22 protein-coding genes and 1 other annotated feature are annotated in these 22,484 nt (G+C 41.4%); of the genes, 14 read left to right on the top strand and 8 right to left on the bottom strand.

The window, feature by feature from the left end:
• Window positions 1-17: 17 nt before the first annotated feature.
• The 9 genes from AMR95_RS10710 (at window position 18) to ccpA (ending at window position 10,222) form a co-directional block, all read left to right on the top strand.
• Window positions 18-830, top strand: coding sequence for a DUF1444 domain-containing protein (locus AMR95_RS10710; RefSeq protein WP_058838262.1), 813 nt, complete (start codon window positions 18-20; stop codon window positions 828-830).
• Between the two features lie 16 nt (window positions 831-846).
• Window positions 847-1,452 carry a YtpR family tRNA-binding protein gene (ytpR, locus tag AMR95_RS10715; protein WP_024424858.1) on the top strand — a complete coding sequence of 202 codons (606 nt, stop codon included), beginning with the start codon at window positions 847-849 and terminating at the stop codon, window positions 1,450-1,452.
• A gap of 196 nt (window positions 1,453-1,648) precedes the next feature.
• The gene (locus AMR95_RS10720; RefSeq protein WP_058838263.1) at window positions 1,649-4,372 is read left to right on the top strand and encodes a DNA translocase FtsK; all 2,724 of its coding nucleotides are present in this window, start codon (window positions 1,649-1,651) and stop codon (window positions 4,370-4,372) included.
• Window positions 4,373-4,675: 303 nt separating this feature from the next.
• Window positions 4,676-5,974: a UDP-N-acetylmuramate--L-alanine ligase gene (gene murC / locus AMR95_RS10725; RefSeq protein ID WP_039180691.1), complete on the top strand. Its 1,299-nt coding sequence runs from the start codon at window positions 4,676-4,678 to the stop codon at window positions 5,972-5,974.
• A 222-nt stretch (window positions 5,975-6,196) separates the two neighbouring features.
• Window positions 6,197-6,616: a DUF948 domain-containing protein gene (locus AMR95_RS10730; RefSeq protein ID WP_039180688.1), complete on the top strand. Its 420-nt coding sequence runs from the start codon at window positions 6,197-6,199 to the stop codon at window positions 6,614-6,616.
• Window positions 6,617-6,642: 26 nt separating this feature from the next.
• The gene (locus AMR95_RS10735) at window positions 6,643-7,113 is read left to right on the top strand and encodes a YtxH domain-containing protein (protein ID WP_039180684.1); all 471 of its coding nucleotides are present in this window, start codon (window positions 6,643-6,645) and stop codon (window positions 7,111-7,113) included.
• A 33-nt stretch (window positions 7,114-7,146) separates the two neighbouring features.
• Complete coding sequence (ytxJ, locus tag AMR95_RS10740) at window positions 7,147-7,470, top strand: bacillithiol system redox-active protein YtxJ (protein WP_039180682.1); 324 nt, start codon at window positions 7,147-7,149, stop codon at window positions 7,468-7,470.
• Window positions 7,471-7,692: 222 nt separating this feature from the next.
• Window positions 7,693-8,769 carry a bifunctional 3-deoxy-7-phosphoheptulonate synthase/chorismate mutase gene (locus AMR95_RS10745; RefSeq protein WP_034279528.1) on the top strand — a complete coding sequence of 359 codons (1,077 nt, stop codon included), beginning with the start codon at window positions 7,693-7,695 and terminating at the stop codon, window positions 8,767-8,769.
• 451 nt (window positions 8,770-9,220) lie between these two features.
• Window positions 9,221-10,222, top strand: coding sequence for a catabolite control protein A (gene ccpA / locus AMR95_RS10750; protein ID WP_024424851.1), 1,002 nt, complete (start codon window positions 9,221-9,223; stop codon window positions 10,220-10,222).
• Between the two features lie 44 nt (window positions 10,223-10,266).
• Here the strand turns inward: ccpA and AMR95_RS10755 are convergent, their stop codons facing one another.
• The 3 genes from AMR95_RS10755 to AMR95_RS10765 are packed head-to-tail and all read right to left on the bottom strand — an operon-like array spanning window position 10,267 to window position 12,737.
• Window positions 10,267-11,427, bottom strand: a complete 1,161-nt coding sequence (locus tag AMR95_RS10755) for an acetoin utilization protein AcuC (RefSeq protein WP_039180680.1) — start codon at window positions 11,425-11,427, stop codon at window positions 10,267-10,269.
• Window positions 11,424-12,065 carry a CBS and ACT domain-containing protein gene (locus AMR95_RS10760; protein ID WP_039180676.1) on the bottom strand — a complete coding sequence of 214 codons (642 nt, stop codon included), beginning with the start codon at window positions 12,063-12,065 and terminating at the stop codon, window positions 11,424-11,426. Before AMR95_RS10760 ends, AMR95_RS10755 begins: the two co-directional genes overlap by 4 nt.
• A gap of 39 nt (window positions 12,066-12,104) precedes the next feature.
• A complete protein-coding gene (locus tag AMR95_RS10765) occupies window positions 12,105-12,737 on the bottom strand; it encodes a GNAT family N-acetyltransferase (RefSeq protein WP_039180674.1) in 633 nt (210 codons plus the stop codon).
• Window positions 12,738-12,892: 155 nt separating this feature from the next.
• Here AMR95_RS10765 and acsA point away from each other — a divergent pair, with 155 nt between their 5' ends.
• On the top strand, window positions 12,893-14,617 hold the full coding sequence (gene acsA / locus AMR95_RS10770) for an acetate--CoA ligase (RefSeq protein WP_058838264.1): 1,725 nt from the start codon (window positions 12,893-12,895) through the stop codon (window positions 14,615-14,617).
• A 58-nt stretch (window positions 14,618-14,675) separates the two neighbouring features.
• Window positions 14,676-14,907, top strand: a binding site (T-box leader).
• Window positions 14,908-14,960: 53 nt separating this feature from the next.
• Entirely contained in the window at window positions 14,961-16,229 is a 1,269-nt protein-coding gene (tyrS, locus tag AMR95_RS10775; RefSeq protein WP_039180668.1) for a tyrosine--tRNA ligase, read from the top strand.
• Window positions 16,230-16,311: 82 nt separating this feature from the next.
• Here the strand turns inward: tyrS and AMR95_RS10780 are convergent, their stop codons facing one another.
• Window positions 16,312-16,653 (bottom strand): antibiotic biosynthesis monooxygenase family protein, encoded by a 342-nt coding sequence (locus tag AMR95_RS10780; protein WP_058838265.1) that lies wholly within the window; start codon window positions 16,651-16,653, stop codon window positions 16,312-16,314.
• A gap of 270 nt (window positions 16,654-16,923) precedes the next feature.
• On the opposite strand from AMR95_RS10780, the gene AMR95_RS10785 reads away from it, so the two are divergent.
• Window positions 16,924-17,502, top strand: a complete 579-nt coding sequence (locus tag AMR95_RS10785; protein WP_371412188.1) for an esterase/lipase family protein — start codon at window positions 16,924-16,926, stop codon at window positions 17,500-17,502.
• Window positions 17,503-17,711: 209 nt separating this feature from the next.
• Window positions 17,712-18,278, top strand: coding sequence for a cysteine hydrolase family protein (locus tag AMR95_RS10790; protein WP_058838266.1), 567 nt, complete (start codon window positions 17,712-17,714; stop codon window positions 18,276-18,278).
• Between the two features lie 44 nt (window positions 18,279-18,322).
• On the opposite strand, the gene AMR95_RS10795 is transcribed toward AMR95_RS10790, so the two are convergent.
• From AMR95_RS10795 to AMR95_RS10805, 3 genes are all read right to left on the bottom strand, one after another.
• Window positions 18,323-18,877: a hypothetical protein gene (locus tag AMR95_RS10795; protein ID WP_058838267.1), complete on the bottom strand. Its 555-nt coding sequence runs from the start codon at window positions 18,875-18,877 to the stop codon at window positions 18,323-18,325.
• Window positions 18,878-19,173: 296 nt separating this feature from the next.
• The gene (rpsD, locus tag AMR95_RS10800; RefSeq protein ID WP_039180654.1) at window positions 19,174-19,776 is read right to left on the bottom strand and encodes a 30S ribosomal protein S4; all 603 of its coding nucleotides are present in this window, start codon (window positions 19,774-19,776) and stop codon (window positions 19,174-19,176) included.
• A gap of 300 nt (window positions 19,777-20,076) precedes the next feature.
• Complete coding sequence (locus AMR95_RS10805; protein ID WP_025092283.1) at window positions 20,077-20,574, bottom strand: GAF domain-containing protein; 498 nt, start codon at window positions 20,572-20,574, stop codon at window positions 20,077-20,079.
• A gap of 126 nt (window positions 20,575-20,700) precedes the next feature.
• On the opposite strand from AMR95_RS10805, the gene refZ reads away from it, so the two are divergent.
• Window positions 20,701-21,366 (top strand): forespore capture DNA-binding protein RefZ, encoded by a 666-nt coding sequence (gene refZ / locus AMR95_RS10810; RefSeq protein WP_039180652.1) that lies wholly within the window; start codon window positions 20,701-20,703, stop codon window positions 21,364-21,366.
• Here refZ and hisJ read toward each other — a convergent pair.
• Window positions 21,336-22,151 carry a histidinol-phosphatase HisJ gene (gene hisJ, locus AMR95_RS10815; RefSeq protein ID WP_039180650.1) on the bottom strand — a complete coding sequence of 272 codons (816 nt, stop codon included), beginning with the start codon at window positions 22,149-22,151 and terminating at the stop codon, window positions 21,336-21,338. The two genes, refZ and hisJ, sit on opposite strands and share 31 nt — an antisense overlap.
• Between the last annotated feature and the right edge of the window lie 333 nt (window positions 22,152-22,484).

Raw genomic sequence — 22,484 nt, forward strand, 5'->3', positions numbered from 1 at the left:
AAGGAGAGTCTAAAACGATGGCAAAAATGACATCAAGACAGCTTGCGAATGAACTCAAAAGCCGTCTGACGAACGACAGCTGGTCACACCAGTTTGATCGGGAAAAAGATACGCTTCGTATTGAAGATAAACAAACAGGCAAAGGCATCACACTAGAGCTCCCGCCAATTATTGCAAAGTGGGAAGTAAAGCCTGATGAAACAATTGATGAGATTGTTTATTATGTGAAAGAAGCGCTGAGAGCCATGAAAGGCGAAGCGCAGCACATTTCAGGAAAAGAAAAGCATATCTATCCGGTCATTCGTTCCACTTCCTTTCCTGAGGCATCAAGTGATGGAATTCCGCTCGTATTTGATGAGCATACAGCTGAAACGAGAATCTACTATGCACTTGACCTTGGAAGCACCTACCGATTAATTGATGAAAAGATGCTTCAAAAGGAAAACTGGACAAAAGAGCGAATCAGAGAAACTGCAAGCTTCAACGTTCGTTCACTAGAAACTGTAGTGAAAATGGATGAAGTGGCAGGCAACCTGTTTTATTTCTTCCGTGCAAATGACGGATATGACGCCAGCAGACTTTTAAATGAGTCGTTATTACAAGAATACGCGCAAAAAATAGAAGGACAAATGGCGATTTCTGTTCCTCATCAAGATGTATTCATCATTGCAGATGTTCGCAATGATTCAGGCTATGATATTTTAGGACAGATGTCGATGAGCTTCTTCGCCAGCGGTACGGTTCCGATTACCGCATTGTCATTTTTATATGATGAGGGTAAGCTTGAACCGATCTTTATACTTGCAAAAAGCAGACCAAAACAGCAGTAGAAGGGAATTTTGAAGAATGAATGTTTTTTATAATGCAGAAGGTGTAGGCGACACACTCCTTATTTCATTGAAAGATGTGACGAGAGAAGAAGTAGGACATGAGACGTTTGGAGATGTTGTACGAATCTTCAATCAAGAAACAAAAGAAACAACAGGCTTTAATATCTTCAATGCATCTACTTACATGAAAATTGAAGAAAACGGATCTGTCCCGCTTTCTGAAACCATTGTTCAAGATATCAATGAAATTTTAAACCGCAACGGTGTCAGTGAAACGTTGACTGTGGATCTATCACCAAAATTTGTTGTCGGCTATGTAAAGGAAAAAGAAAAGCATCCGAATGCAGATAAATTAAACATTTGCCAAGTTGATGTGGGCGATGAAACCTTACAAATCGTGTGCGGTGCACCAAACGTTGACCAAGGCCAATATGTCGTGGTGGCGAAAGTCGGCGCAGTGATGCCAAGCGGTATGGTCATCAAAGATGCTGAGCTAAGAGGGGTTCCATCAAGCGGCATGATTTGTTCAGCAAAAGAGTTAGATCTTCCAGACGCACCTGCTGAAAAAGGGATTCTTGTTTTAGATGGAAGCCATCAAGCTGGCGAACCCTTTAAAGCATAACCTCCCATAAACGGGCACATAGGAGCGAAGAATGTGTTATACCAAAAGTCACTAAGTACGTACTTAGTGACTTTTTTTCATCTACAGACAGCATGAACAGCATAAACCGGCACTTTTCTCGCTTTTCTGCATGAAAAAGCAATGGTATACTAAAAATCGCCCAAGAAAACGTAAGGGGAGTTAAAGTGAGTGATAAATGATGAGTTGGTTAGATAAATTTTTTAGTGTATTTTTAGGAGAAGAAAAGAAAGAAGAAAAAGCTGTAAGACCTGAAGAAGATCTAGCTGCACCAAAGCAGCCAGCTTTTGAACAGCATAAAGAATATAAAAAAATCGAAGATACGAAAGTGTATTATGAATATCCAAAAGGCAACTTTCGGTTTCCGCTCGTTCCAGATGAACCTCTGCGTGACGGAGTGAAGCCGGAGAGAAAACACGCCAAACCAAGACAGTCAAAGACCAGACAGACAACCTATCAGCCTAAACAAACGCTTCAGCCTGATATGAATAAAAAGCCATTCAAGCCAGAGCAAATTCCATCACCGATTTATGGCTACCATCAGGATATGCGTCCAAAAAAGGCAGAAGCAAAAGAAGAAGCAGGATCAGTTCAAAGGAAAGCAGCAGAAGAAACGGCGCAGCGTGTCACACTGTTATCAGAAGAGGCAGAGCGTGAACGGAATGTCAGGCAGCAAATGAACATTCCATCTATTCAGAAAGAAAAACGTATTGAGGAAATGGTTTCAGCATCAGCAAAAGAGAGAGCGGATAAGGAGCCAGAAGTAATCCCGCATACATTGGAAGAGGAACTCGCTTATCAAGATCATGTTCAATCGACGATGGAACGTTTAACAGACGAGCCTTTCCAGTTAGAAGAAAACGAGCCAGAAGATCATCATGAAGCTGATTTACATAAGCAGCAAGCCGAAGTCTATCAGGAGCAACCGGTACAGTCCGAGCCGGAACAGGCTGCCACCAGCGATGAAGAAGAAATAAAAGACGAGCAGTTTGAAGATCATACTGAGGAAATAGACATGTTGACCTTCGAAACACCGGAACCTTCGCAGCCAGCGATTGAAATGGAAGCAGACATTCTAGCAGAAGAAGAAGCGGCGTTAACAGAAAATATGTCAGCAGAACCAGTGGAAGAAGTAGAAGCTGATCCAATAAAAGACAAACAAGAAGAAGCGCCCGCGGCAATATATGAAGAAGCTGAGCCAGTCCAACATGACCTGCAGGAAGATCAGCTGGTTCAAGAAGCTGAAATTGAAGAAGAACAAGTGATGCCAGTAGAACAAGTAACAGAGGAACAAACTGCATCTGAACCGGTAGAAACGGTCATAGAACAGACAGAGCAGCAAGAACAAACGCACGAAGAAAAGAAAGAAGAACCAAAACAGACATCTCCGCAGCCACCACGCACAAGCGGTCAAACCTCTACGGTTCCGTTTAATGTCATGATGTTAAAAAGCGATCAGCGCGTGCAAGGGCAAAAGAAAGCAGCCGACACACAAGGGTATGTTTTTCCAAGTCTCGCCCTATTAGATGTACCGCCAGCTCAAAAAGAAGAGGACGGGACATGGGTGAAAGAGCGGGCAGAGCTGCTTAATGCGACGCTTAAAAATTTCAATGTAAGAGCAAGTGTTGTTCATGTCACACAGGGCCCTTCTGTGACAAGGTTTGAAGTACATCCAGAACCAGGTGTCAAAGTGAACAAAATTACGAACCTGTCAGATGATATTAAACTTAGTTTGTCCGCAAAGGATATTCGAATTGAAGCACCGATTCCAGGAAAGAACACGATCGGGATCGAAGTGCCAAACCTGCACAGTAAAATGGTGTTCTTAAGAGAAATGATCAGAAGCAGTGCTTTTAGAGATAATCCATCTCCTTTAACAGCAGCACTTGGATTAGATATCTCAGGCCAGCCTGTCGTGGTTGATCTGCAAAAAATGCCGCACGGCTTAATTGCTGGAGCAACTGGTTCAGGAAAAAGTGTCTGCATTAATACGATTTTAGTGAGCTTAATGTTTAAAGCATCACCAGATGAAGTGAAAATGCTCTTAATTGACCCTAAAATGGTTGAATTAGCGCCGTATAACCACATTCCGCACCTTGTGAGTCCTGTCATTACCGATGCCAAGACAGCAACAGCTGCTCTGAAATGGGTAGTGGATGAAATGGAAAGACGCTATGAACTATTTGCACACTCTGGCGTGAGAGAAATTAAACGATTCAATGAGCTTGTAAAAGAAAAACAAATGGGTGAAAAACTGCCTTATCTCGTCGTGGTGATCGATGAGCTGGCTGATTTAATGATGGTCGCACCAAATGAAGTCGAAGAAAGCATCTGCCGAATTGCTCAAAAAGCAAGAGCATGTGGCATTCACTTATTGATTGCGACACAAAGACCTTCTGTTGATGTCATCACAGGTCTCATTAAAGCCAATATCCCAACAAGAATTGCGTTTTCTGTTTCAAGTCAGGTTGATTCAAGAACGATCATTGACATGGCCGGTGCTGAAAAGCTTCTTGGAAAAGGAGACATGCTCTTCTTAGAAAATGGCTCCGGCAAGCCGACAAGGCTGCAAGGGAACTTTGTATCAGACCGTGAGATTGATCAAGTGGTGGCACATGTGAGAAAGCAGCGCAAGCCAGTGTTCCTTTTTGAACAGGAGGAACTAATGCTTCAAGGCTCTGCGATTACAGACGAAGATGAATTGTTTATGGATGCCTGCCGTTTTGCCATCGAGCAGAATAGCGCTAGTACATCAAGTTTGCAGCGAAGATTTAGAATTGGCTACAATCGTGCAGCTAGACTGATTGACATGATGGAGCGCGAGGGCATGATTTCTGGTGCGAAAGGCAGTAAGCCAAGAGAAGTACTCATGACGCTGAGTGACTTAGAACAGTTGATCTAAACAAACCACTTCATTTTTTTTATAAACATGGTATGATAGCACATAGGTGCAATTTTGAAATTGGACGCTTTTCGCATGTCTGCCAAAACGCTTTTTTATGTAAAATAAGCGGAAACAGGTGTTAGAAATGGGAAAGTTGTCGGATACTAATCATAGTTAATATTGATTAGAATAGGAAGATCGGAAAAAAATCTTTATTTGGAGCTGCGATCTGTGATCAGCTAGAGGCAAAAATCACAAGTTGCAAATTGAAATGAGCGTCATATACTGTAAGTCAGATAGACGTTTGTTGGAGGTACAATTATGACTGTTTATCATTTTGTTGGAATAAAAGGGACAGGTATGAGTCCACTGGCCCAAATTCTTCATGATACTGGGTATACTGTCCAAGGATCGGATATCGAAAAACATATCTTTACACAAAAAGCATTAGAAGAACGAAATATTAAAATTCTACCATTTGACCCAGATAATATTCAGCCAGGGATGACGGTCATCGCAGGAAATGCATTCCCCGATACACACCCTGAGATTGAACGTGCCCTTTCTGAAGGGATTCCTGTCATTCGTTACCATAAATTTCTTGGAGAATACATGGATTCATTCACAAACGTTGCGATTACTGGTGCTCATGGCAAAACATCGACAACAGGACTGCTTGCTCACGTCATGCAGGCAGCAAAACCTACTTCGTACTTAATCGGTGATGGATCTGGAATGGGGAAAGAAAACAGCGAGTATTTTGTCTTTGAAGCATGCGAATACCGCAGACACTTCCTCAGCTATCATCCAGATTATGCGATCATGACCAATATTGATTTTGATCACCCTGATTATTTCTCAGATATTGATGACGTGTTTGACGCGTTTCAAAACATGGCGCTTCAAGTGAAAAAAGCGATTATTGCTTGCGGTGATGATGAGCACTTGCCAAAAATTCAAGCGAAGGTACCCGTTGTGTACTACGGTTTCAACGAAGAAAATGATTTCCAAGCTCGTAATGTTGTGAAAAATACGGAAGGCACTACATTTGATGTATTTGTACGCAATACGTTTTATGATACCTTCTACATTCCTGCCTACGGAAATCATAATGTCCTCAACTCGTTAGCTGTTATCGCATTATGTCACTATGAGTCCATTGATGTAGAGCTTATCAAAGGCGCATTAAAGACATTTGGCGGTGTGAAACGACGCTTTAATGAAAAAGTGGTCGGTGAGCAGGTCTTAATTGATGATTATGCACATCATCCAACTGAAATTGAAGTCACAATTGAAGCAGCTCGCCAAAAATATCCGGACCGTGATATTGTGGCTGTCTTTCAGCCGCATACCTTCACACGTACACAGCAATTCTTAAGTGAATTTGCTGATAGTCTAAAGAAAGCCGACTATGTCTACCTTTGTGATATTTTCGGTTCAGCCCGCGAAAACATTGGGAAGCTGAGCATTGAAGATTTAAGAGAAAAAATCCCGCAGGCCCAATTGATTGAGGAAGAAGATACATCTGTGCTGAAAGCGCACGAAGATGCGATTCTGATCTTTATGGGAGCAGGAGACATTCAAAAATATTTGCGCGCTTATGAAAAAGTCGCTGTATAAATGCTTAAAAAAGTGCCGTTTCACGCGGCACTTTTTTTATTTTGAATAAAATGTGACAAAAGAGCTAAATGTGTCAACATGTGCCGCTTTTTTTCGTTCGCTGTGGACAGGAATTAGCGAATAAGTGTAGAATTATTATTCAATCGGTCATTCTAGGCGATGTTTGAATGATACAACGAGAGGGTAATGAATTGAATATGCCCGCAGCAAAGGAGGTATCAGATGATTATTATTCTATATCTAAGCGTTGCACTGATCGCAATTGCTTTCCTCATTCTTGTCATCTATTTGTCCAAAACATTAAAATCCTTACAGCTGACATTAAAGAATGTTGCATCAACTTTAGAAGGTCTTGAAGGTCAGATGCAAGGTATCACCACAGAGACAGCACAGTTGCTACATAAGACAAACAAGCTTGCTGAAGATATTCAAGACAAATCGGCAAAACTTAACACAGTTGTGGATGCGGTGCAGGGAATTGGTGGCTCGATCAACCAATTTAATACAAGCATAAAGCAGGCAGCTGGTGCGGTTTCTTCATCCGTTGAAAGAAATCAAGAAAAAGTGACGGATGTGGTTAGCTGGAGTAACGCAGCACTTGAAATTTATAAAAAATGGAAACAGCGTAAACACCAAAAATAAACCATATTCGCATAGGAGGAATAATCATGAGCAAAGACGGAATCAATAGCAAAGACTTTTTGATCGGAACACTTATTGGTGGAATTGTTGGTGCAACAACAGCATTATTTTTAGCACCGAAGTCAGGGAAAGAGCTTCGCGATGATTTGAACACCCAAGCGAATGTTTTAAAAGAAAAAACAGATCGACTCGCAACAGATGCAAAAGAAAGAGGCACTGAATATGTGACGATTGCGAAAGATAAAACGTCTGAATTGTCTCAGCTTGTAGCAGAGCAGTCAAATCAGATTTTAGACAAAGTGAAAGACATAAAAGACCGTGCAGCTGGTAAAGCTAATCATGTGAAAAGTGAAGCAGAAGATGCGGCAGCTGATTTAGCAAGCGAAGCATCAGATGTAGCTGATGAAGCAAAAGTACGAGCACAAGAAGCAAAATCAGAAATTGAAGACGGCATCAAAGATATCAAAGAAAAAGTAGAACAATCTACTAAAGGCTAACCCTCACAGCTCGAAGTGAAGAAGGAGAACATCATGTCAAAACAACTCATTGAAACAGAAGAACAGTTTGATCAACTAACGAATCAAGATGGGACGTTTGTCTTTTTTAAACACAGTTTGACATGTCCGATCAGCCAAGCGGCTTTTCATGAGTTTGAAGCATTTGCGTCTGCACACGAAGACGTGCCAACGTATTTCTTGCAAATTCAAAATACGAGAGAGCTTTCATCCTACGTGGCTGAAAAATCGGGTGTAAAGCACGAAAGTCCTCAAGCACTCGTCTTTAGTGGTGGAAAAGTGAAGTGGCATGCATCCCACTCAAGCATTACAAAAGAAGCGCTTGAACATAATCTGTAAAAGAAAGAAACGTCAGCAGCGGCTGACGTTTTTTTTATAAAAAAAGGTTTACTTGAACGAAAAGTATGCTATAATCTTACATACAATACTTTACCGCTTAAAAGCGTTTGGGTAATAAAGAAAATTTTCGTGACAATTCCGAAATCTTTGTTTATAATAAACCCTATCATGCAAGAATGAAAAAATAAAAAGCGAGAACAGGCAGAGGAAAGGATGACAAAAATGAGCAACAATGAACTAGAAAAATTGAGGCAGCAAGCAGATGAACTAAATCTTCAAATCTTAAAACTGATCAATGAAAGAGGAAACATTGTAAAAGAAATTGGAAAAGCGAAAGAAGCGCAAGGTGTCAACCGTTATGATCCTGTCAGAGAGCGCACAATGCTGAACCAAATTCTTGAAGAAAATGATGGACCATTTGAAAACTCAACCATTCAGCATATTTTCAAAGAGATTTTCAAAGCAGGTCTAGAGCTTCAAGAAGATGACCATAGCAAAGCACTTCTTGTTTCTCGTAAGAAAAAACCAGAAAACACAATCGTGAACATCAATGGGGAAGCGATCGGTGATGGAAAGCAGCGCTTCATCGTTGGACCATGTGCTGTTGAAAGCTACGAGCAAGTTGCAGAAGTAGCTGCAGCAGCGAAACAACAAGGGTTAAAACTACTACGCGGAGGCGCATTTAAACCTCGTACAAGTCCATACGATTTCCAAGGACTTGGTGTAGATGGTCTTAAGATTCTAAAGCGTGTAGCGGATGAATACGGTCTTGCTGTCATTAGTGAAATTGTTAATCCTGCTCATATTGAAGAAGCGATTGAGCATATTGATGTCATCCAAATTGGGGCACGTAACATGCAAAACTTCGAACTGTTAAAAGAAGCCGGTTCCGTGAAGAAACCAGTTCTTTTAAAACGCGGTCTTGCAGCGACTATTTCAGAATTCATCAATGCAGCTGAATACATCATCGCCCAAGGAAATGATCAAATCATCCTTTGCGAGCGCGGTATCCGCACATACGAAACAGCAACAAGAAATACGCTAGATATCTCAGCAGTGCCAATCTTGAAACAAGAGACACATTTACCAGTCTTCGTTGATGTGACGCATTCAACTGGACGTAGAGATCTTCTCCTTCCAACAGCAAAAGCAGCTCTTGCGATTGGAGCAGACGGTGTTATGGCAGAAGTACATCCAGATCCATCTGTTGCTCTATCTGATTCAGCGCAGCAAATGGACATTCCACAATTCGAAAAATGGTTAGATGCGTTAAGACCACTTGTCAACATTCACGCATAATCATAGATAGAAATAGCCGCCGGAAACTGCCCGGCGGTTTTTTTATGGAATAAATACGATGAAGTTTGGGAATGAAAGGAAGAAAGCACATTGCAAGTTCAAAAAGAGCTTGTTCACAATGTTTTCATTTTTAAAAATCGATAGAATCTGTTAAGATCATTGTCATAGCTGGCGTTCTCGATGGTTTTTTATGAAATATGATTCAAATTACAGGTAACAAGCTGTTTAAAGTTTGTTTAATTTAGTTATAAAAAGAAAGGGAACGTTTTCATATGACAAAAAAACGTGTATAATTTCATAAAAGAATGTCATTTTGATGTAGATTGAAAAATTATGTGTCTCTTTTCATCGTTTTAATGACAAATAGGATATTATTTTCCTCGTATCTGACATGTCTCTATCCAATTGGTGAATGCTATAGATATGAAGTGTATTTGAAGGAGTGATTTATGTGAATAATGTTACAATATATGATGTAGCAAGAGAAGCAAATGTAAGTATGGCAACGGTATCACGCGTAGTAAATGGTAATCCAAACGTAAAACCAACAACAAGAAAAAAGGTGCTTGAAGCGATTGATCGCCTTGGCTATCGTCCGAATGCAGTGGCACGAGGCCTAGCAAGTAAAAAAACAACGACAGTTGGGGTCATCATCCCTGATATTTCTAGTATCTTCTATTCGGAATTAGCACGCGGTATTGAAGATATCGCCACGATGTATAAATACAACATCATTTTGAGCAACTCAGATCAAAATACTGATAAAGAGCTTCATTTGTTAAATACGATGCTCGGTAAACAAGTAGACGGAATTGTCTTTATGGGCGGAAACATCACAGACGTGCATGTGGAAGAATTTAAGCGCTCTCCTGTACCGATTGTTCTTGCAGCATCTGTTGAAGAGCAAGCTCAAACACCATCTGTCAATATCAACTATGAGCAGGCCATTTATGATTCCGTTCAGCTGTTAGTTGAAAAAGGACATAAACGAATTGCGTTTGTTTCTGGTCCAATGTCAGAACCAATTAATTCCGTGAGAAAACTTGCAGGTTATAAGCGTGCGCTTGAAGAAGCGGGCATCGCGTTTGACGATGCACTCGTCGCTGAAGGCGATTACTCTTATGATTCTGGAATTGAAGCACTCGCTCATCTGCTCGAGCAGTCTGACAAGCCGACAGCTGTTATCGCAGCTACAGATGAAATGGCGCTAGGTGTCATTCACGGAGCACAAGACAGAGGGGTATCCATTCCTGAAGATTTAGAAGTGATTGGCTTCGATAACACAAGACTTTCTCTCATGGTGCGTCCTCAGCTGACAACAGTCGTTCAGCCGACATATGATATTGGTGCTGTTGCCATGAGACTGCTCACAAAGCTGATGAACAAAGAACAAGTGGACGATCAAATTGTTGAGCTTCCGCACAGAATTGAAGAAAGACAATCAACGAAATAAAACAAAAAAAGCAGGCTTACCTTATGAGGGAAAGCCTGCTTTTCTTATGCCTTTTTCTTTTCTCTTCTAACAGGCATGAGTGCTTTTTCTACTGTTTGAGCATTCTTTTCTGTGATTTCAGCTTTTCTTGGGATCGGTGGATATAAATCGTCAGGGTCTCTCCACGTAGGTGGAAGGGTAACAGGCGATTGCTTATTCCAGGCTTGAATCCAATCCCGAGGGAGTTCATCTGGCGGTGTAATGCCTTTCATCTCAAGCCAAATACGGCTCCACGCTCTTGGGACGACGCGCCAAATATCATATCCCCCTCCGCCAACAGCGATCCATTTGCCGTCACAATATTGATGCGCAAGTTCATGGGCAAGTCTAGGAATTTCCTCATATATTTTCATAGTGGCAGATAAATGAGTTAACGGATCATAGTAGTGTGCATCAGCTCCGTTTTGCGTCAAAATCACATCTGGTTTAAAAAAAGCAGCAATCTCAGTCACTGCTGTTCGGTATGCTTCGAGGAACGACTCATCTTCCGTAAATGCATCTAGCGGAATATTATAGGCGTAGCCATAGCCTTTATCGTGGCCTCTTTCCTGTACTTGTCCCGTTCCAGGGAACAAGTAGCGTCCTGTTTCATGAATGGAGACTGTACATACCTCTGGGTCGTCATAGAAGCTGAACTGGACACCATCGCCGTGATGAGCATCCGTATCAATATATAAAATTCTAGCGCCATATGTCTTTTGAATATATTGAATCGCCACAGAGCTGTCATTATAAATACAAAAGCCAGATGCACGCCCTTTGAACCCGTGGTGAAGCCCGCCGCCAAGATTGAGTGCATGCTGGGAATGACCGAGCATCACTTGATCAACTGCTGTTAACGTTCCGCCAACAAGGAGAGATGCCGCCTCATGCATGCCTGCGAACATCGGTGTATCCTCTGTGCCAAGACCGTAGCGTTCCCCCTCTGCTGTAGACAGCTTTCCTTCACTTGCCCGCTGCACGGCCTGGATATAATCTGCTGTATGGACGAGCTTTAATTCCTCCAGAGTAGCCATACGCGGTGCGACAATTTCATCCTCTGTTAACGCCTTCATTTTTTGAAGAAGATCATAAGTTAAGTAGACACGAAGCTGATTGAAGGGATGATCTTGGTTAAATTGGTACGTTTGAAAAGATGGTGAAAAAACAAAGGTCGCTTCCTTCATTTGATCGTCTGCTCCATAGGCCAGAGCACCTTATAGCCTTTTGCGCGAATCAGCTTCATCACATGATCTGCATGAATGGTTTGAAGGCGGAATACGAGCACTTTAGAAGCCTCATTGGCATGAGGATACACAAGCACACTCAGCAATTGAATATGCTGCTCCTTTAAAATGGCTGTAATGTCTGCGAGGCCTTCAGTCATCTGCTCCACTTCAACCTCTAAGTGCGATCCAGGCTGATCTGCACCTGTCAGTCTTACAAACGTACGAAGCAGATCTGTTTTTGTGATAATGCCTACAAGTTTGCCACGTCTCACCACCGGAAGACAGCCAATTCCGTGCTCAAAAAAGACACTTGATATCTCCTCAACGAAATCAAGCGGGTGAGCAGTGATCGTCTCTAATACCATGATCTCTTCGACTGGCCGCTGAATAAAGAGCTTTCTTTTCTCTGTCTCAAAAATACTTGGACTGGCATTTTTAATATCCCGATCTGTCACCATCCCAATGACAGATCCTTGATCAGATACGATCGGAATATGCCGGATGTGGTGTGCACTCATTTTTTGAATGGCTTCTTCAATCGTATCGGTTTTTCGCAGCGTGATCACATCACGCTCCATAATTTGTTCAATCATCATTGTTTACCAATCCCCTTTGCCAAAAAAACGAATTGAACGTTAATACATAAAGCGCTGATGGAAGCGAAGACGATCGAAACGCTCGATCGAATCAGGACTCACATGTTTCCCAATTCTGGCCATTAAACAATTGGCTGGATGTGAGCTAATCTCTGGCTCGTCTGTTGCAAACCAGACAAGACCGCCTGCGTTCATCATTTTCTCCATCATTTTGCGGTACTCCCAAACGTTTTTCTTTGTCCCCTTTAAATCCCAATGCCAGTAATATTCAGTTGTAATGATGATGTAATTCTCCATTTGCTCATCCATCATGCTCACATCAAGCAAATGCTTGCCAAGTGAGCATCCTCTAAATGGAGGAGCGACCTCAATTGCGCCAAGCTCAATTAAATTGTCCATTTTGCCCTCTGACCAGCGCTCAAGTGGATCAGGATACAAATACGTGACATAGCCTACGACAAGCTCATTCACTCTTGCAATGATAATACGTCCTTCTGGAAGATCTGCTATTTCAACAAGTGCTTGTTTCTGTTCCTCAGGCGTGCGAAATGCCGTTAGTCCTTCATGAAACGTATAGTTCGCAAGCGCTGATGCAGGTACCGGTCCTTCAATCAGGATGGAACCTGTTTCTCGCTCAATGGTTTTTGAATAATAAGTTTTAGGATGCTCCACGTATCCACCGCCCCTAATTCTAGTGAGTCGTCTCTATTCTATCTTAAATCTTGTAAGAATTAAAACGGTTTCATCAGAAGTTTTTTAAAAATTGAGAAAAAAAGTCATCTATACTATAATGGTCATTGTAAACGTATGCAAAGGGGGACTGTTTGATGAAATTGGAAACGCTACCATCAGTAAAAGGGGATTATCATTTAAATGATTATGAGCAGGCATACAAAGATTTTTCATGGGAGGAAGCTAGAAAAAACTTCTCCTGGTATGAAACAGGAAAAATAAATGCAGCCTATGAAGCGATTGACAGACATGCGGACTCGTTTCGTCAGAACAAGGTGGCGCTTCACTACAAAGATTCAGAGCGGGATGAAAAGTATACGTTCAGGGATATGAAAATCAACACAAACAAAGCGGGAAATCTATTCAAAGAAAAGGCACATGTGGAAAAAGGGGATCGCGTGTTTATCTTTATGCCAAGATCACCTGAGCTCTATTTTCTTCTGCTAGGCGCAGTGAAAATTGGGGCGATCGTTGGCCCGTTATTTGAGGCATTTATGGAAGGTGCCGTCAAAGACCGTTTAGAAAATAGTGAAGCAAAGGTGATCGTGACAACACCCGATCTACTTGAACGAATTCCATTTGCAGAGCTTCCAAAGCTTGAATCTGTCATCATTGTCGGCGGTGAAAATGAAGACGTCGATGGCGTTCGGACAATTCACTATGAAGAGGCGTTTGAGGAGGCAGCAAAGGAGCTTGAAATTGAATGGATGGATGAAAAAGACGGCTTCCTGCTTCATTACACATCAGGATCTACCGGTACGCCAAAGGGTGTGCTTCATGTCCATGGTGCAATGGTGCAGCAAGGCCAGACTGGTAAATGGGTGCTTGACTTGAAAGAAGATGACGTTTACTGGTGTACAGCTGATCCAGGCTGGGTTACAGGCACAGTGTACGGTATTTTTTCACCGTGGTTTAATGGGGCGACGAATGTGATTTTAGGCGGCCGGTTTAATCCTGATACGTGGTATGAAACCATTGAATCACTCGGTGTAACCGTTTGGTACAGTGCCCCGACAGCCTTTAGAATGCTCATGGGGGCAGGGGATGACCTCATTCAAAAATATGACCTCAGCTCGCTCCGTCATGTGCTAAGTGTGGGAGAGCCTCTTAATCCAGAAGTCATCCGCTGGGGAGATGCTGTTTTTGGCAAGCGAATTCACGACACTTGGTGGATGACAGAAACGGGTGCACAGCTGATTTGTAATTATCCATGCATGGACATCAAGCCGGGCTCGATGGGAAAACCAATTCCAGGCGTAGAAGCGGCGATTGTTGATAATGCAGGAAATGAACTTCCGCCATACCGGATGGGCAACCTTGCGATTAAAAAAGGCTGGCCTTCTATGATGCATACGATCTGGAACAATCCTGAAAAATATGAATCTTACTTTATGCCGGGAGATTGGTATGTTTCAGGAGATTCAGCTTATATGGACGAAGACGGATACTTTTGGTTCCAGGGACGTGTCGATGACGTCATCATGACGTCAGGAGAGCGGGTCGGTCCATTTGAGGTAGAAAGTAAACTGGTCGAACATCCAGCCATTGCAGAGGCTGGTGTCATTGGAAAGCCAGATCCGGTCCGCGGTGAGATTATTAAAGCATTTATTGCGCTCAGAAGCGGATATGAGCCGACAGATGAGCTGAAAGAAGAGATTCGTACGTTTGTGAAAAAAGGGCTCGCAGCACATGCGGCACCGCGAGAAATTGAGTTTAAAGACAAACTGCCAAAAACGAGAAGCGGAAAAATTATGAGACGTGTGCTAAAGGCGTGGGAGCTGAATTTACCTGCTGGCGACCTTTCGACAATGGAAGATTAATTTTTTCATCAGTTGACTTGATATCAAAAGTGTGTTAAAAATGACATTAGTTGAATATGAAAAGGTTTTGACTGAGATTCAGTAGAATGATCTTTCCCTGTTTAAGAGAGCTGACGGCTGGTGCAAGTCAGTACAAAGAGATATTCGAATTACCCTCACGAACCGCTTTTACGAAAAGGAGCATGCCCTGATTAGTGAAAGAACGGATCTGTCCGTTATCAGTGTAAGTGAAAAGACAAGATTTTTTGTCTTTTAAGCAGGGTGGTACCGCGATATATATCGTCCCTTCGTTCATTCGAAGGGGCGTTTTTTATGTTTCATTTTAAACAAAGGAGATTTGGATATGAGTCAATTGATGGAAGAGCTATCGTTTAGAGGATTAATTCAGCAGCAAACAGATGAAGAAGGTTTAACAAAATTATTAGCAGAAGAGAAAATCAAGCTATACTCCGGCTTTGATCCGACAGCTGACAGCTTACACATTGGTCATCTATTGCCAATTTTAACATTACGCAGATTCCAAGAAGCAGGTCATCACCCGATTGCTCTTGTTGGCGGTGCGACTGGACTCATTGGCGATCCTAGTTTCAAAAAAGCAGAACGTTCACTCAACCCAGCAGAAATCGTCGAACAGTGGTCAGATAAAATCAAAGGACAGCTGTCTCAATTTCTTGATTTTGAAGCAGGCGAGAACCCAGCCGTCATCGTGAATAACTACGACTGGATCAGCCAGATGAATGTCATCACGTTCCTTCGTGATATTGGAAAGAATTTCGGTGTAAACTTTATGCTGGCAAAAGATATCGTGAGCTCACGTATCGAAACAGGGATTTCTTACACAGAATTCAGCTACGTCATCCTGCAGTCTTTAGACTTCTTAAACCTTTACAGAAATGAAAATTGTAAGCTGCAAATCGGCGGAAGTGACCAGTGGGGAAATATCACATCTGGACTTGAGTTGATCCGTAAGTCTGAAGCAGAAGGGGCAAAAGCATTCGGTCTGACGATGCCGCTTGTCACAAAAGCAGACGGCACAAAGTTTGGTAAAACAGAAGGCGGCGCTATCTGGTTAGATAAAGAAAAAACGTCTCCATATGAGTTCTACCAATTCTGGATTAACACAGATGACCGTGATGTTGTGAAATACTTAAAATACTTTACGTTCTTATCAAAAGAAGAGATCGCATCGTATGAAGAAAAAGTGCAAACAGCACCTGAAAAGCGTGAAGCGCAGCGCCGTCTAGCAGAGGAAGTGACAACACTTGTACATGGCCGTGAGTCACTAGAACAGGCAGTCAACATCTCAAATGCACTATTTAAAGGCGAGATCAAATCTCTTACAGCTGAAGAAGTGAAAGTAGGCTTTAAGGATGTGCCATCAATGGAGAAAAGCAGCACAGAAGAATTAACACTAGTTGATATTCTTGTGGAATCAAAGCTGTCTCCATCAAAGCGTCAAGCACGTGAAGATATCACAAATGGTGCTGTCTCCATCAACGGAGAGAGACAAACAGATAAAGACTATGTACTCTCAGCTGACGACCGAATTGAAAACCAATTTACCGTTTTAAGAAGAGGGAAAAAGAAATACTTCCTTGTGACGTATAAATAAATCTTTATGAAACAGTAAACATCATAGAAAAGCACCTCAAATGTTCGTGTACATTGAGGTGCTTTTTTTATGTAGAAGTAGCTCATTGGTCTGCTTCTTGTTCAAGGAGTGAATCTTTGTTTGTATAAGCATGTTCTACCTTACAAGATTCATACCAATCTGCTTTCCCCTTTTTTTGAACACGCTGATGTGCTGTATGTGCTTTCCAATCTTTGATGGCTGCTAATGAATCCCAGTAAGAGACAGTGATCCCAACACCATGTTCATCTCGTACACTTTCAATTCCAAGAAACCCATCTAGATCTTTCGCTAATTCTTCCATTCTTTGAGCAGCCGCAGCGTATTCTTTCTGCTCAACTTTTGTTCGTTTTGATGTGAAAATCACGGCATAGTAGGGTGGAGCAGGGGTTTGCGTAAATAGCATCTAGTAGAACCTCCTTTTTCTATTGATATTATATATGAAAGAAAGAAGGTCTCGTAGTCTTTTTGTTTGAATTTAAAAAAGTCCAAGGTGCTTTTTGATTATTTATATTTCTGTAAAATCATCTCATAAACATTACCTTGTTCACTTTTCTGACATATTTTTCTTTTATAAAATAGAGTCGTATAAGATGAATAAGGGGGAATGAAAGTGATTTTTGTTAAGAAAAGGAGTTTGCAAATTCTCGTTGCACTTGCATTGGTGATTGGTTCAATGGCTTTTATCCAGCCGAAAGAGGTGAAGGCGGCTGAGCATAATCCGGTTGTGATGGTACATGGTATTGGTGGTGCCTCTTATAACTTTTATTCTATTAAAAGTTACTTGGTTGGACAAGGCTGGGATCGAAATCAATTATATGCTATCGATTTCATAGACAAAACAGGAAATAACCGCAACAATGGTCCGCGTCTATCCAGATTCGTCCAAGATGTGTTAGACAAAACGGGTGCCAAAAAAGTAGATATTGTGGCTCATAGTATGGGCGGGGCGAACACATTATACTATATTAAGAATCTTGATGGCGGAGATAAAATTGAAAACGTTGTCACGATTGGTGGAGCAAATGGACTCGTTTCAAACAGAGCATTACCTGGCACAGATCCAAATCAAAAAATTCTTTACACATCTGTCTATAGTTCAGCCGATCTCATCGTCGTCAACAGCCTCTCTCGTTTAATTGGCGCAAAAAACGTCCTGATTCACGGCGTTGGACATATCGGTCTATTAACCTCAAGCCAAGTCAAAGGCTATATTAAAGAAGGACTGAACGGCGGAGGACAGAATACGAATTAAAAAACGAAAAAAGACAGCGGTATATGCTGTCTTTTTTAATGTCAATTGGCATATGGCAGCTGTTAGATGAAAGAGATCTTGAAAAGGGAAGTATAACGATGACACAAAACAGATAAAGCATCGTATATAACCGAATAAAAACATGTACAAAACGTTCGCCATTCCGTACACTACATGTAGTGAATAAGAATCTTCGGAGGTGGGCGTTTGTGAAAACGAATCAAAAGGCTTTCGTCATTGTAGATGTACAAAAAGCGTTTGAGCATGAAAAATGGGGAGAACGCAATAACCTAGAGGCAGAGGGAAATATTAGCCGGCTATTGACGTTTTGGAGAGAGAAAGGCTGGAAAGTGATTCATATTCAGCATACGGCTGACAATCCGGAATCTGTCTTTCATCCGTCAAATGAAGGGCACCTTTTTAAAGATATTGCTAAACCGCTAGAGGAAGAAACGGTGATACAAAAGAAAGTCAACAGCAGCTTTATAGGTACAAGCCTAGAAGAACAACTAAGATCAAACCAGATTGACACGGTCGTCATCGCAGGATTAACAACCCCTCATTGCGTATCAACAACCACAAGAATGAGCGGAAATCTTGGTTTTGATACGTACCTGATCTCAGATGCAACAGCTGCCTTTGGATTAACAGATCAAAATGGTACATATTTTGACCCAGAAACGATCCACCGGCTCTCACTTGCAACCTTGCATGATGAATTTGCGACTGTTATGACAACAGAGCAGCTCATCGCAAAATGGACAAGTCAAGAATGAACGATTGAAAGCTCCTAGAAAGAAATCTAGGAGCTTTTTTCATGCTAATGATATGTGTCCAGCGATTGTTTTCGTTGTTTCTTACGTGAGTAAAAGAGATCAATCTCAATAAATAAAAAACTGACAAAGAATGATAAAATTAATACGCCGGAATCCCCTATCGATACATTCATTAAATTTAAGTAAAGGACATACTTGATAGAGAGATGTAAAACGATCCAAGAACTCACCCATTCTAAAGTATAAGTGAGCCATACCGGAAGTTTAAGAAGATAAGTCAGTCCTTTTCCTATGAATAGAAGGACAGGTGACCAAAAAACGACGATAACACTCACGAACAAAGAGAAAGAGATTAAAGAAAAAAATGAATCATACGTGATGGTTTCTCCAAAAAGAAAATTCACGCCTAAAACGGTGATGTATAGCAATACACTAGGAATCGCGATCACAAAGCAGATAGAAAAAAAGAGCAGGAAGATAAACAGACTTGCAGCAAATCTATTGGGCGGTTCATCTATGATTTGTTTTTTTCTTAAAAGAGAATAGGCGATCACTGATAAGATTAAAAGTAAGAATAGAATGATTGTGATACTAAACATGGAACTCCTCCATCTAAGTACTATAGAAGACCATACGACTGATACGTCATCTATCATTATTGTACCAATAGAAAAAAGGCATTTCAATGAGATATTTCCTATATTTGTATATAAAAATAGAGACAGGTTTGATTGAAGTAAGAATGGAGCAGGCAACCGGGGAAAATAAGTGTTGAAAATGGAAGATGACTTCAAATGATTTCATGTATAATTCAGAACATACAAAAAACCCTAGAAAACCTTGAACAATCAAGGGATCTAGGGTTTGTTTGCTCTCTCTTAGAGAAGTAATGAAATTAACGAGAGTAGAACTCAACGATAAGTTGTTCGCTGATTTCAGGCGCTAATTCAGAACGCTCTGGAAGACGAGTGAAAGTTCCTTCAAGCTTTTCAGCATCGAAAGAAAGGTATTCAGGAACGAAGTTGTTTACTTCAACTGATTCTTTCACTACTGCAAGGTTTTGAGATTTCTCACGAAGAGCAATCGTTTGACCTGGTTTCACAGAGAAAGATGGGATGTCTACACGGCTTCCATCAACAAGGATGTGACCATGGTTTACTAGCTGACGAGCTTGGCGGCGAGTACGAGCAAGGCCAAGACGGTATACTAGGTTGTCAAGGCGAGTTTCAAGAAGGATCATGAAGTTTTCACCTTGTTTACCAGGAAGTTTAGCAGCTCTGTCATATAGTGTACGGAATTGACGTTCGTTGACACCGTACATGTGACGAAGCTTTTGCTTCTCTTGTAATTGTAAACCGTATTCAGATAGTTTTTTGCGTTGTCCTGGACCATGTGGGCCTGGAGCGTAAGGGCGTTTTTCAAGTTCCTTACCTGTTCCGCTTAATGAAATGCCTAAACGGCGGGAAATCTTCCAACTTGGACCTGTATAGCGAGCCATAATGTGACTCCTCCTTATTGTTTTTATTTGTGAAAAATAAAAACCGTCTGTTCTTCCTCTTCTTCGTCATTATGTTTTCATGCATCCTCGCTCCAGCAGCAGGGAGTTACAAGATGCACCTTCATATAGAAGGAACAAAATGATACAAAAAAGCCGAACAAAAAGGCTGCCATATTTCACACAAACTCTATTATATGACGCTGGATAGGAGAAGTCAACCTATTTAGAGGCAAAGGTGACGTTCCCCATTATATAAAGAAACATAAAAAAGCAGACAATGTGCCTGCTTTTTCTGCATGATTACGCATCCGTAGAGACGGATAACGCCTGTTGAAGAATCTCTGTAAATTGAATAAGGTAGGTCTCATCTACTTCACTGAAGCGGTCTTTCACAGGACTGTCAATGTCGAGTACCCCAATGATCTGTCCATTGACCTTGAGCGGAATGACTATTTCAGATTGCGATGCGGCATCACACGCAATATGTCCAGGGAAAGCATGGACATCAGCGATACGCTGCACTTCACCTGTCGCAAACGCTGTACCGCAAACGCCTTTTCCAGAAGGGATGCGCACACATGCAGGCAGTCCGTTAAATGGACCAAGCACAAGCTCGCCGTCCTTTGCTAAATAAAACCCTGCCCAATTAACTTCAGGAAGTGAGTGATAGAGTAGCGCAGCTGCATTTGCCAAGTTGGCAATCAGATCAGGTTCACCATCTGTAATGGCTTCTACCTGTTTGACAAGCAATTGATAGTCTTTTGAAGGATCGCCAGACTGTTTTTCGACATGAAACATGAAAATCTCCTACTTTCTATCTTAAAAATACATAACTTGCGTTTCGCATGTGGGATTTGTCGAGCAATTGTAAAAGGAACTTCCGCCTTCATCTTGAAGTATGTACACATGAAGAGGGGTGAGCGGATGAAAACATCAACAACCGTGCAAACAAAAGATCGTATTATGGATGCTGCCATCAGACTTTTTAACCAAAAAGGATTTTCTGGAACCTCTGTCCGTGAGATTGCGAAGGAAGCGAATGTCAACGTTGCCCACATTTCTTATTACTTTCAAGGAAAAGGAGGGCTGCTTGAGCAGCTCGTATCCGATTTTTATGAAGGTTACATTCACATGATTGAATCACATCTTCATCACATGGAAACCCGTCACGCAAAAGAATGCTTACTACATGTGGTTTTTGATATTTTATCTTATCAGCACAAGCACCGTCAATTAACCCGTTTCGTTTATCGGGAGGTGACGATTGATTCGACACTCATCAGAGAAATCATGTCGACATATTTAACAAAAGAAAAGTATTTGTTTCAGCTCATCATTGAAAAAGGAAAAAGCACCCATGTTATTTGTGAGCAGCTTTCACTCGCATCCTTTATGATTCAGCTGAAATCACTTCTCATGATGCCATATTTACAGCCGCAATATTTAACAGAGGTGCTTTATTTGAACCCAAGTGAGCCGTATTTCTATCAAATGTACTTTAAGGAGCTGAGCCGCTCGCTTCATCATCTGTTAGAACCTAAAGAGCCGGCATTAGATTCTCAGCTGAACCTCATGATGTCCTCGAATTGATCATACGCATATCCGAGATCTTCCGCTTGATGGGCATCAGAGCCGAATATGAGCGGAATTTTTTTCTTTTTGGCAAGGTCAATCATCCATGGATCTAAATAGATACTTCTGGCATATGTTTTACGAAGACCTGATGTATTAAAATCTAAGGACATGCCTTTTTTTGCCGTTTCTTCAAGGCAAAGGGTGACCTTTTGACAAAGTTCAGGTGACATTTCATATGGAAAAAGCTGTTTGAATTTCTGGACAAGGGTGATATGACCGATTCTCTTTGGCTTATATTGGCCTAAAGATGATAGAATAGAAGAATGAATTTGGTCATAGTAGCTTTGGTAGACCTGTTCGATGCTGCCATAGAAGCTTATTAGCTGCTGGAAGGCATGCTCGTCAAAATCAAGGCAAATATAATCATCGCCAGCAGGAAGAAAGTGAACAGATAAAATGGCGTCGTCTAGCTCTGGACCGTAGCAGTCTAAAAAGGTTCTAGTTTCCTCTTCATACTCTTTGATAAAGTCAACCTCAAGCCCAGTTTTTACTATTAATTGTCCTTTGTATTCTTGTTTCAGCTGAGCCAGTTTCGTGATATATGCTTCAAGGTCTTGGAGCTTCATGGCACTATCCTGCTCAGGTGTTGGATCTTGAAACGATGGAGGCAGCGGGGCATGCTCGGTAAAGGTTATGGAATCAAATCCCTTTTTGATGGCTTTTTCAATATAAGAATGAAAAGAATCAAGCGAACCGTGCGGGCAAAACGGTGTATGTAGATGTGCATCTTGTTTCAGCATGTCGTCACCTCTTGTCGATATTTTGAAAAACGTGATGTTTATCAGCGAAAATAATGAAAAATCATGACCAAAAATGCTGGTTACATGGTATCATAATAACAATGAAAACGACAGCTTCCGCATACATAAAAGCAGGTCACATTGATACGTGTGATCAAATGATAGAAAGCGCACAAATACTTTCTTGAAAAAACATACATAAAACCGTGAATGGATGGTATTGGAAAACATACGATCCTGCTTATAAAAAACAAATGCAAAGCGGACACGAAAGGGTTCTCAGGTCTACTCGGGACACTTTTACCCTGACATCACTTAGATCACAACAAGGGG

Origin of the sequence: Bacillus sp. G1(2015b), assembly GCF_001482475.1 — a bacterium.
GTDB classification, from domain to species: Bacteria; Bacillota; Bacilli; order Bacillales; family Bacillaceae; genus Bacillus; species Bacillus safensis.

Coding starts and splice junctions, on each gene's coding strand:
- AMR95_RS10710 (WP_058838262.1), top strand. CDS start 18: ATGGCAAAAATGACATCAAGACAGCTTGCGAATGAACTCAAAAGCCGT.
- ytpR (WP_024424858.1), top strand. CDS start 847: ATGAATGTTTTTTATAATGCAGAAGGTGTAGGCGACACACTCCTTATT.
- AMR95_RS10720 (WP_058838263.1), top strand. CDS start 1,649: ATGATGAGTTGGTTAGATAAATTTTTTAGTGTATTTTTAGGAGAAGAA.
- murC (WP_039180691.1), top strand. CDS start 4,676: ATGACTGTTTATCATTTTGTTGGAATAAAAGGGACAGGTATGAGTCCA.
- AMR95_RS10730 (WP_039180688.1), top strand. CDS start 6,197: ATGATTATTATTCTATATCTAAGCGTTGCACTGATCGCAATTGCTTTC.
- AMR95_RS10735 (WP_039180684.1), top strand. CDS start 6,643: ATGAGCAAAGACGGAATCAATAGCAAAGACTTTTTGATCGGAACACTT.
- ytxJ (WP_039180682.1), top strand. CDS start 7,147: ATGTCAAAACAACTCATTGAAACAGAAGAACAGTTTGATCAACTAACG.
- AMR95_RS10745 (WP_034279528.1), top strand. CDS start 7,693: ATGAGCAACAATGAACTAGAAAAATTGAGGCAGCAAGCAGATGAACTA.
- AMR95_RS10755 (WP_039180680.1), bottom strand. CDS start 11,427: ATGAAGGAAGCGACCTTTGTTTTTTCACCATCTTTTCAAACGTACCAA.
- AMR95_RS10760 (WP_039180676.1), bottom strand. CDS start 12,065: ATGATGATTGAACAAATTATGGAGCGTGATGTGATCACGCTGCGAAAA.
- acsA (WP_058838264.1), top strand. CDS start 12,893: ATGAAATTGGAAACGCTACCATCAGTAAAAGGGGATTATCATTTAAAT.
- tyrS (WP_039180668.1), top strand. CDS start 14,961: ATGAGTCAATTGATGGAAGAGCTATCGTTTAGAGGATTAATTCAGCAG.
- AMR95_RS10780 (WP_058838265.1), bottom strand. CDS start 16,653: ATGCTATTTACGCAAACCCCTGCTCCACCCTACTATGCCGTGATTTTC.
- AMR95_RS10785 (WP_371412188.1), top strand. CDS start 16,924: ATGGCTTTTATCCAGCCGAAAGAGGTGAAGGCGGCTGAGCATAATCCG.
- AMR95_RS10795 (WP_058838267.1), bottom strand. CDS start 18,877: ATGTTTAGTATCACAATCATTCTATTCTTACTTTTAATCTTATCAGTG.
- rpsD (WP_039180654.1), bottom strand. CDS start 19,776: ATGGCTCGCTATACAGGTCCAAGTTGGAAGATTTCCCGCCGTTTAGGC.
- AMR95_RS10805 (WP_025092283.1), bottom strand. CDS start 20,574: ATGTTTCATGTCGAAAAACAGTCTGGCGATCCTTCAAAAGACTATCAA.
- refZ (WP_039180652.1), top strand. CDS start 20,701: ATGAAAACATCAACAACCGTGCAAACAAAAGATCGTATTATGGATGCT.
- hisJ (WP_039180650.1), bottom strand. CDS start 22,151: ATGCTGAAACAAGATGCACATCTACATACACCGTTTTGCCCGCACGGT.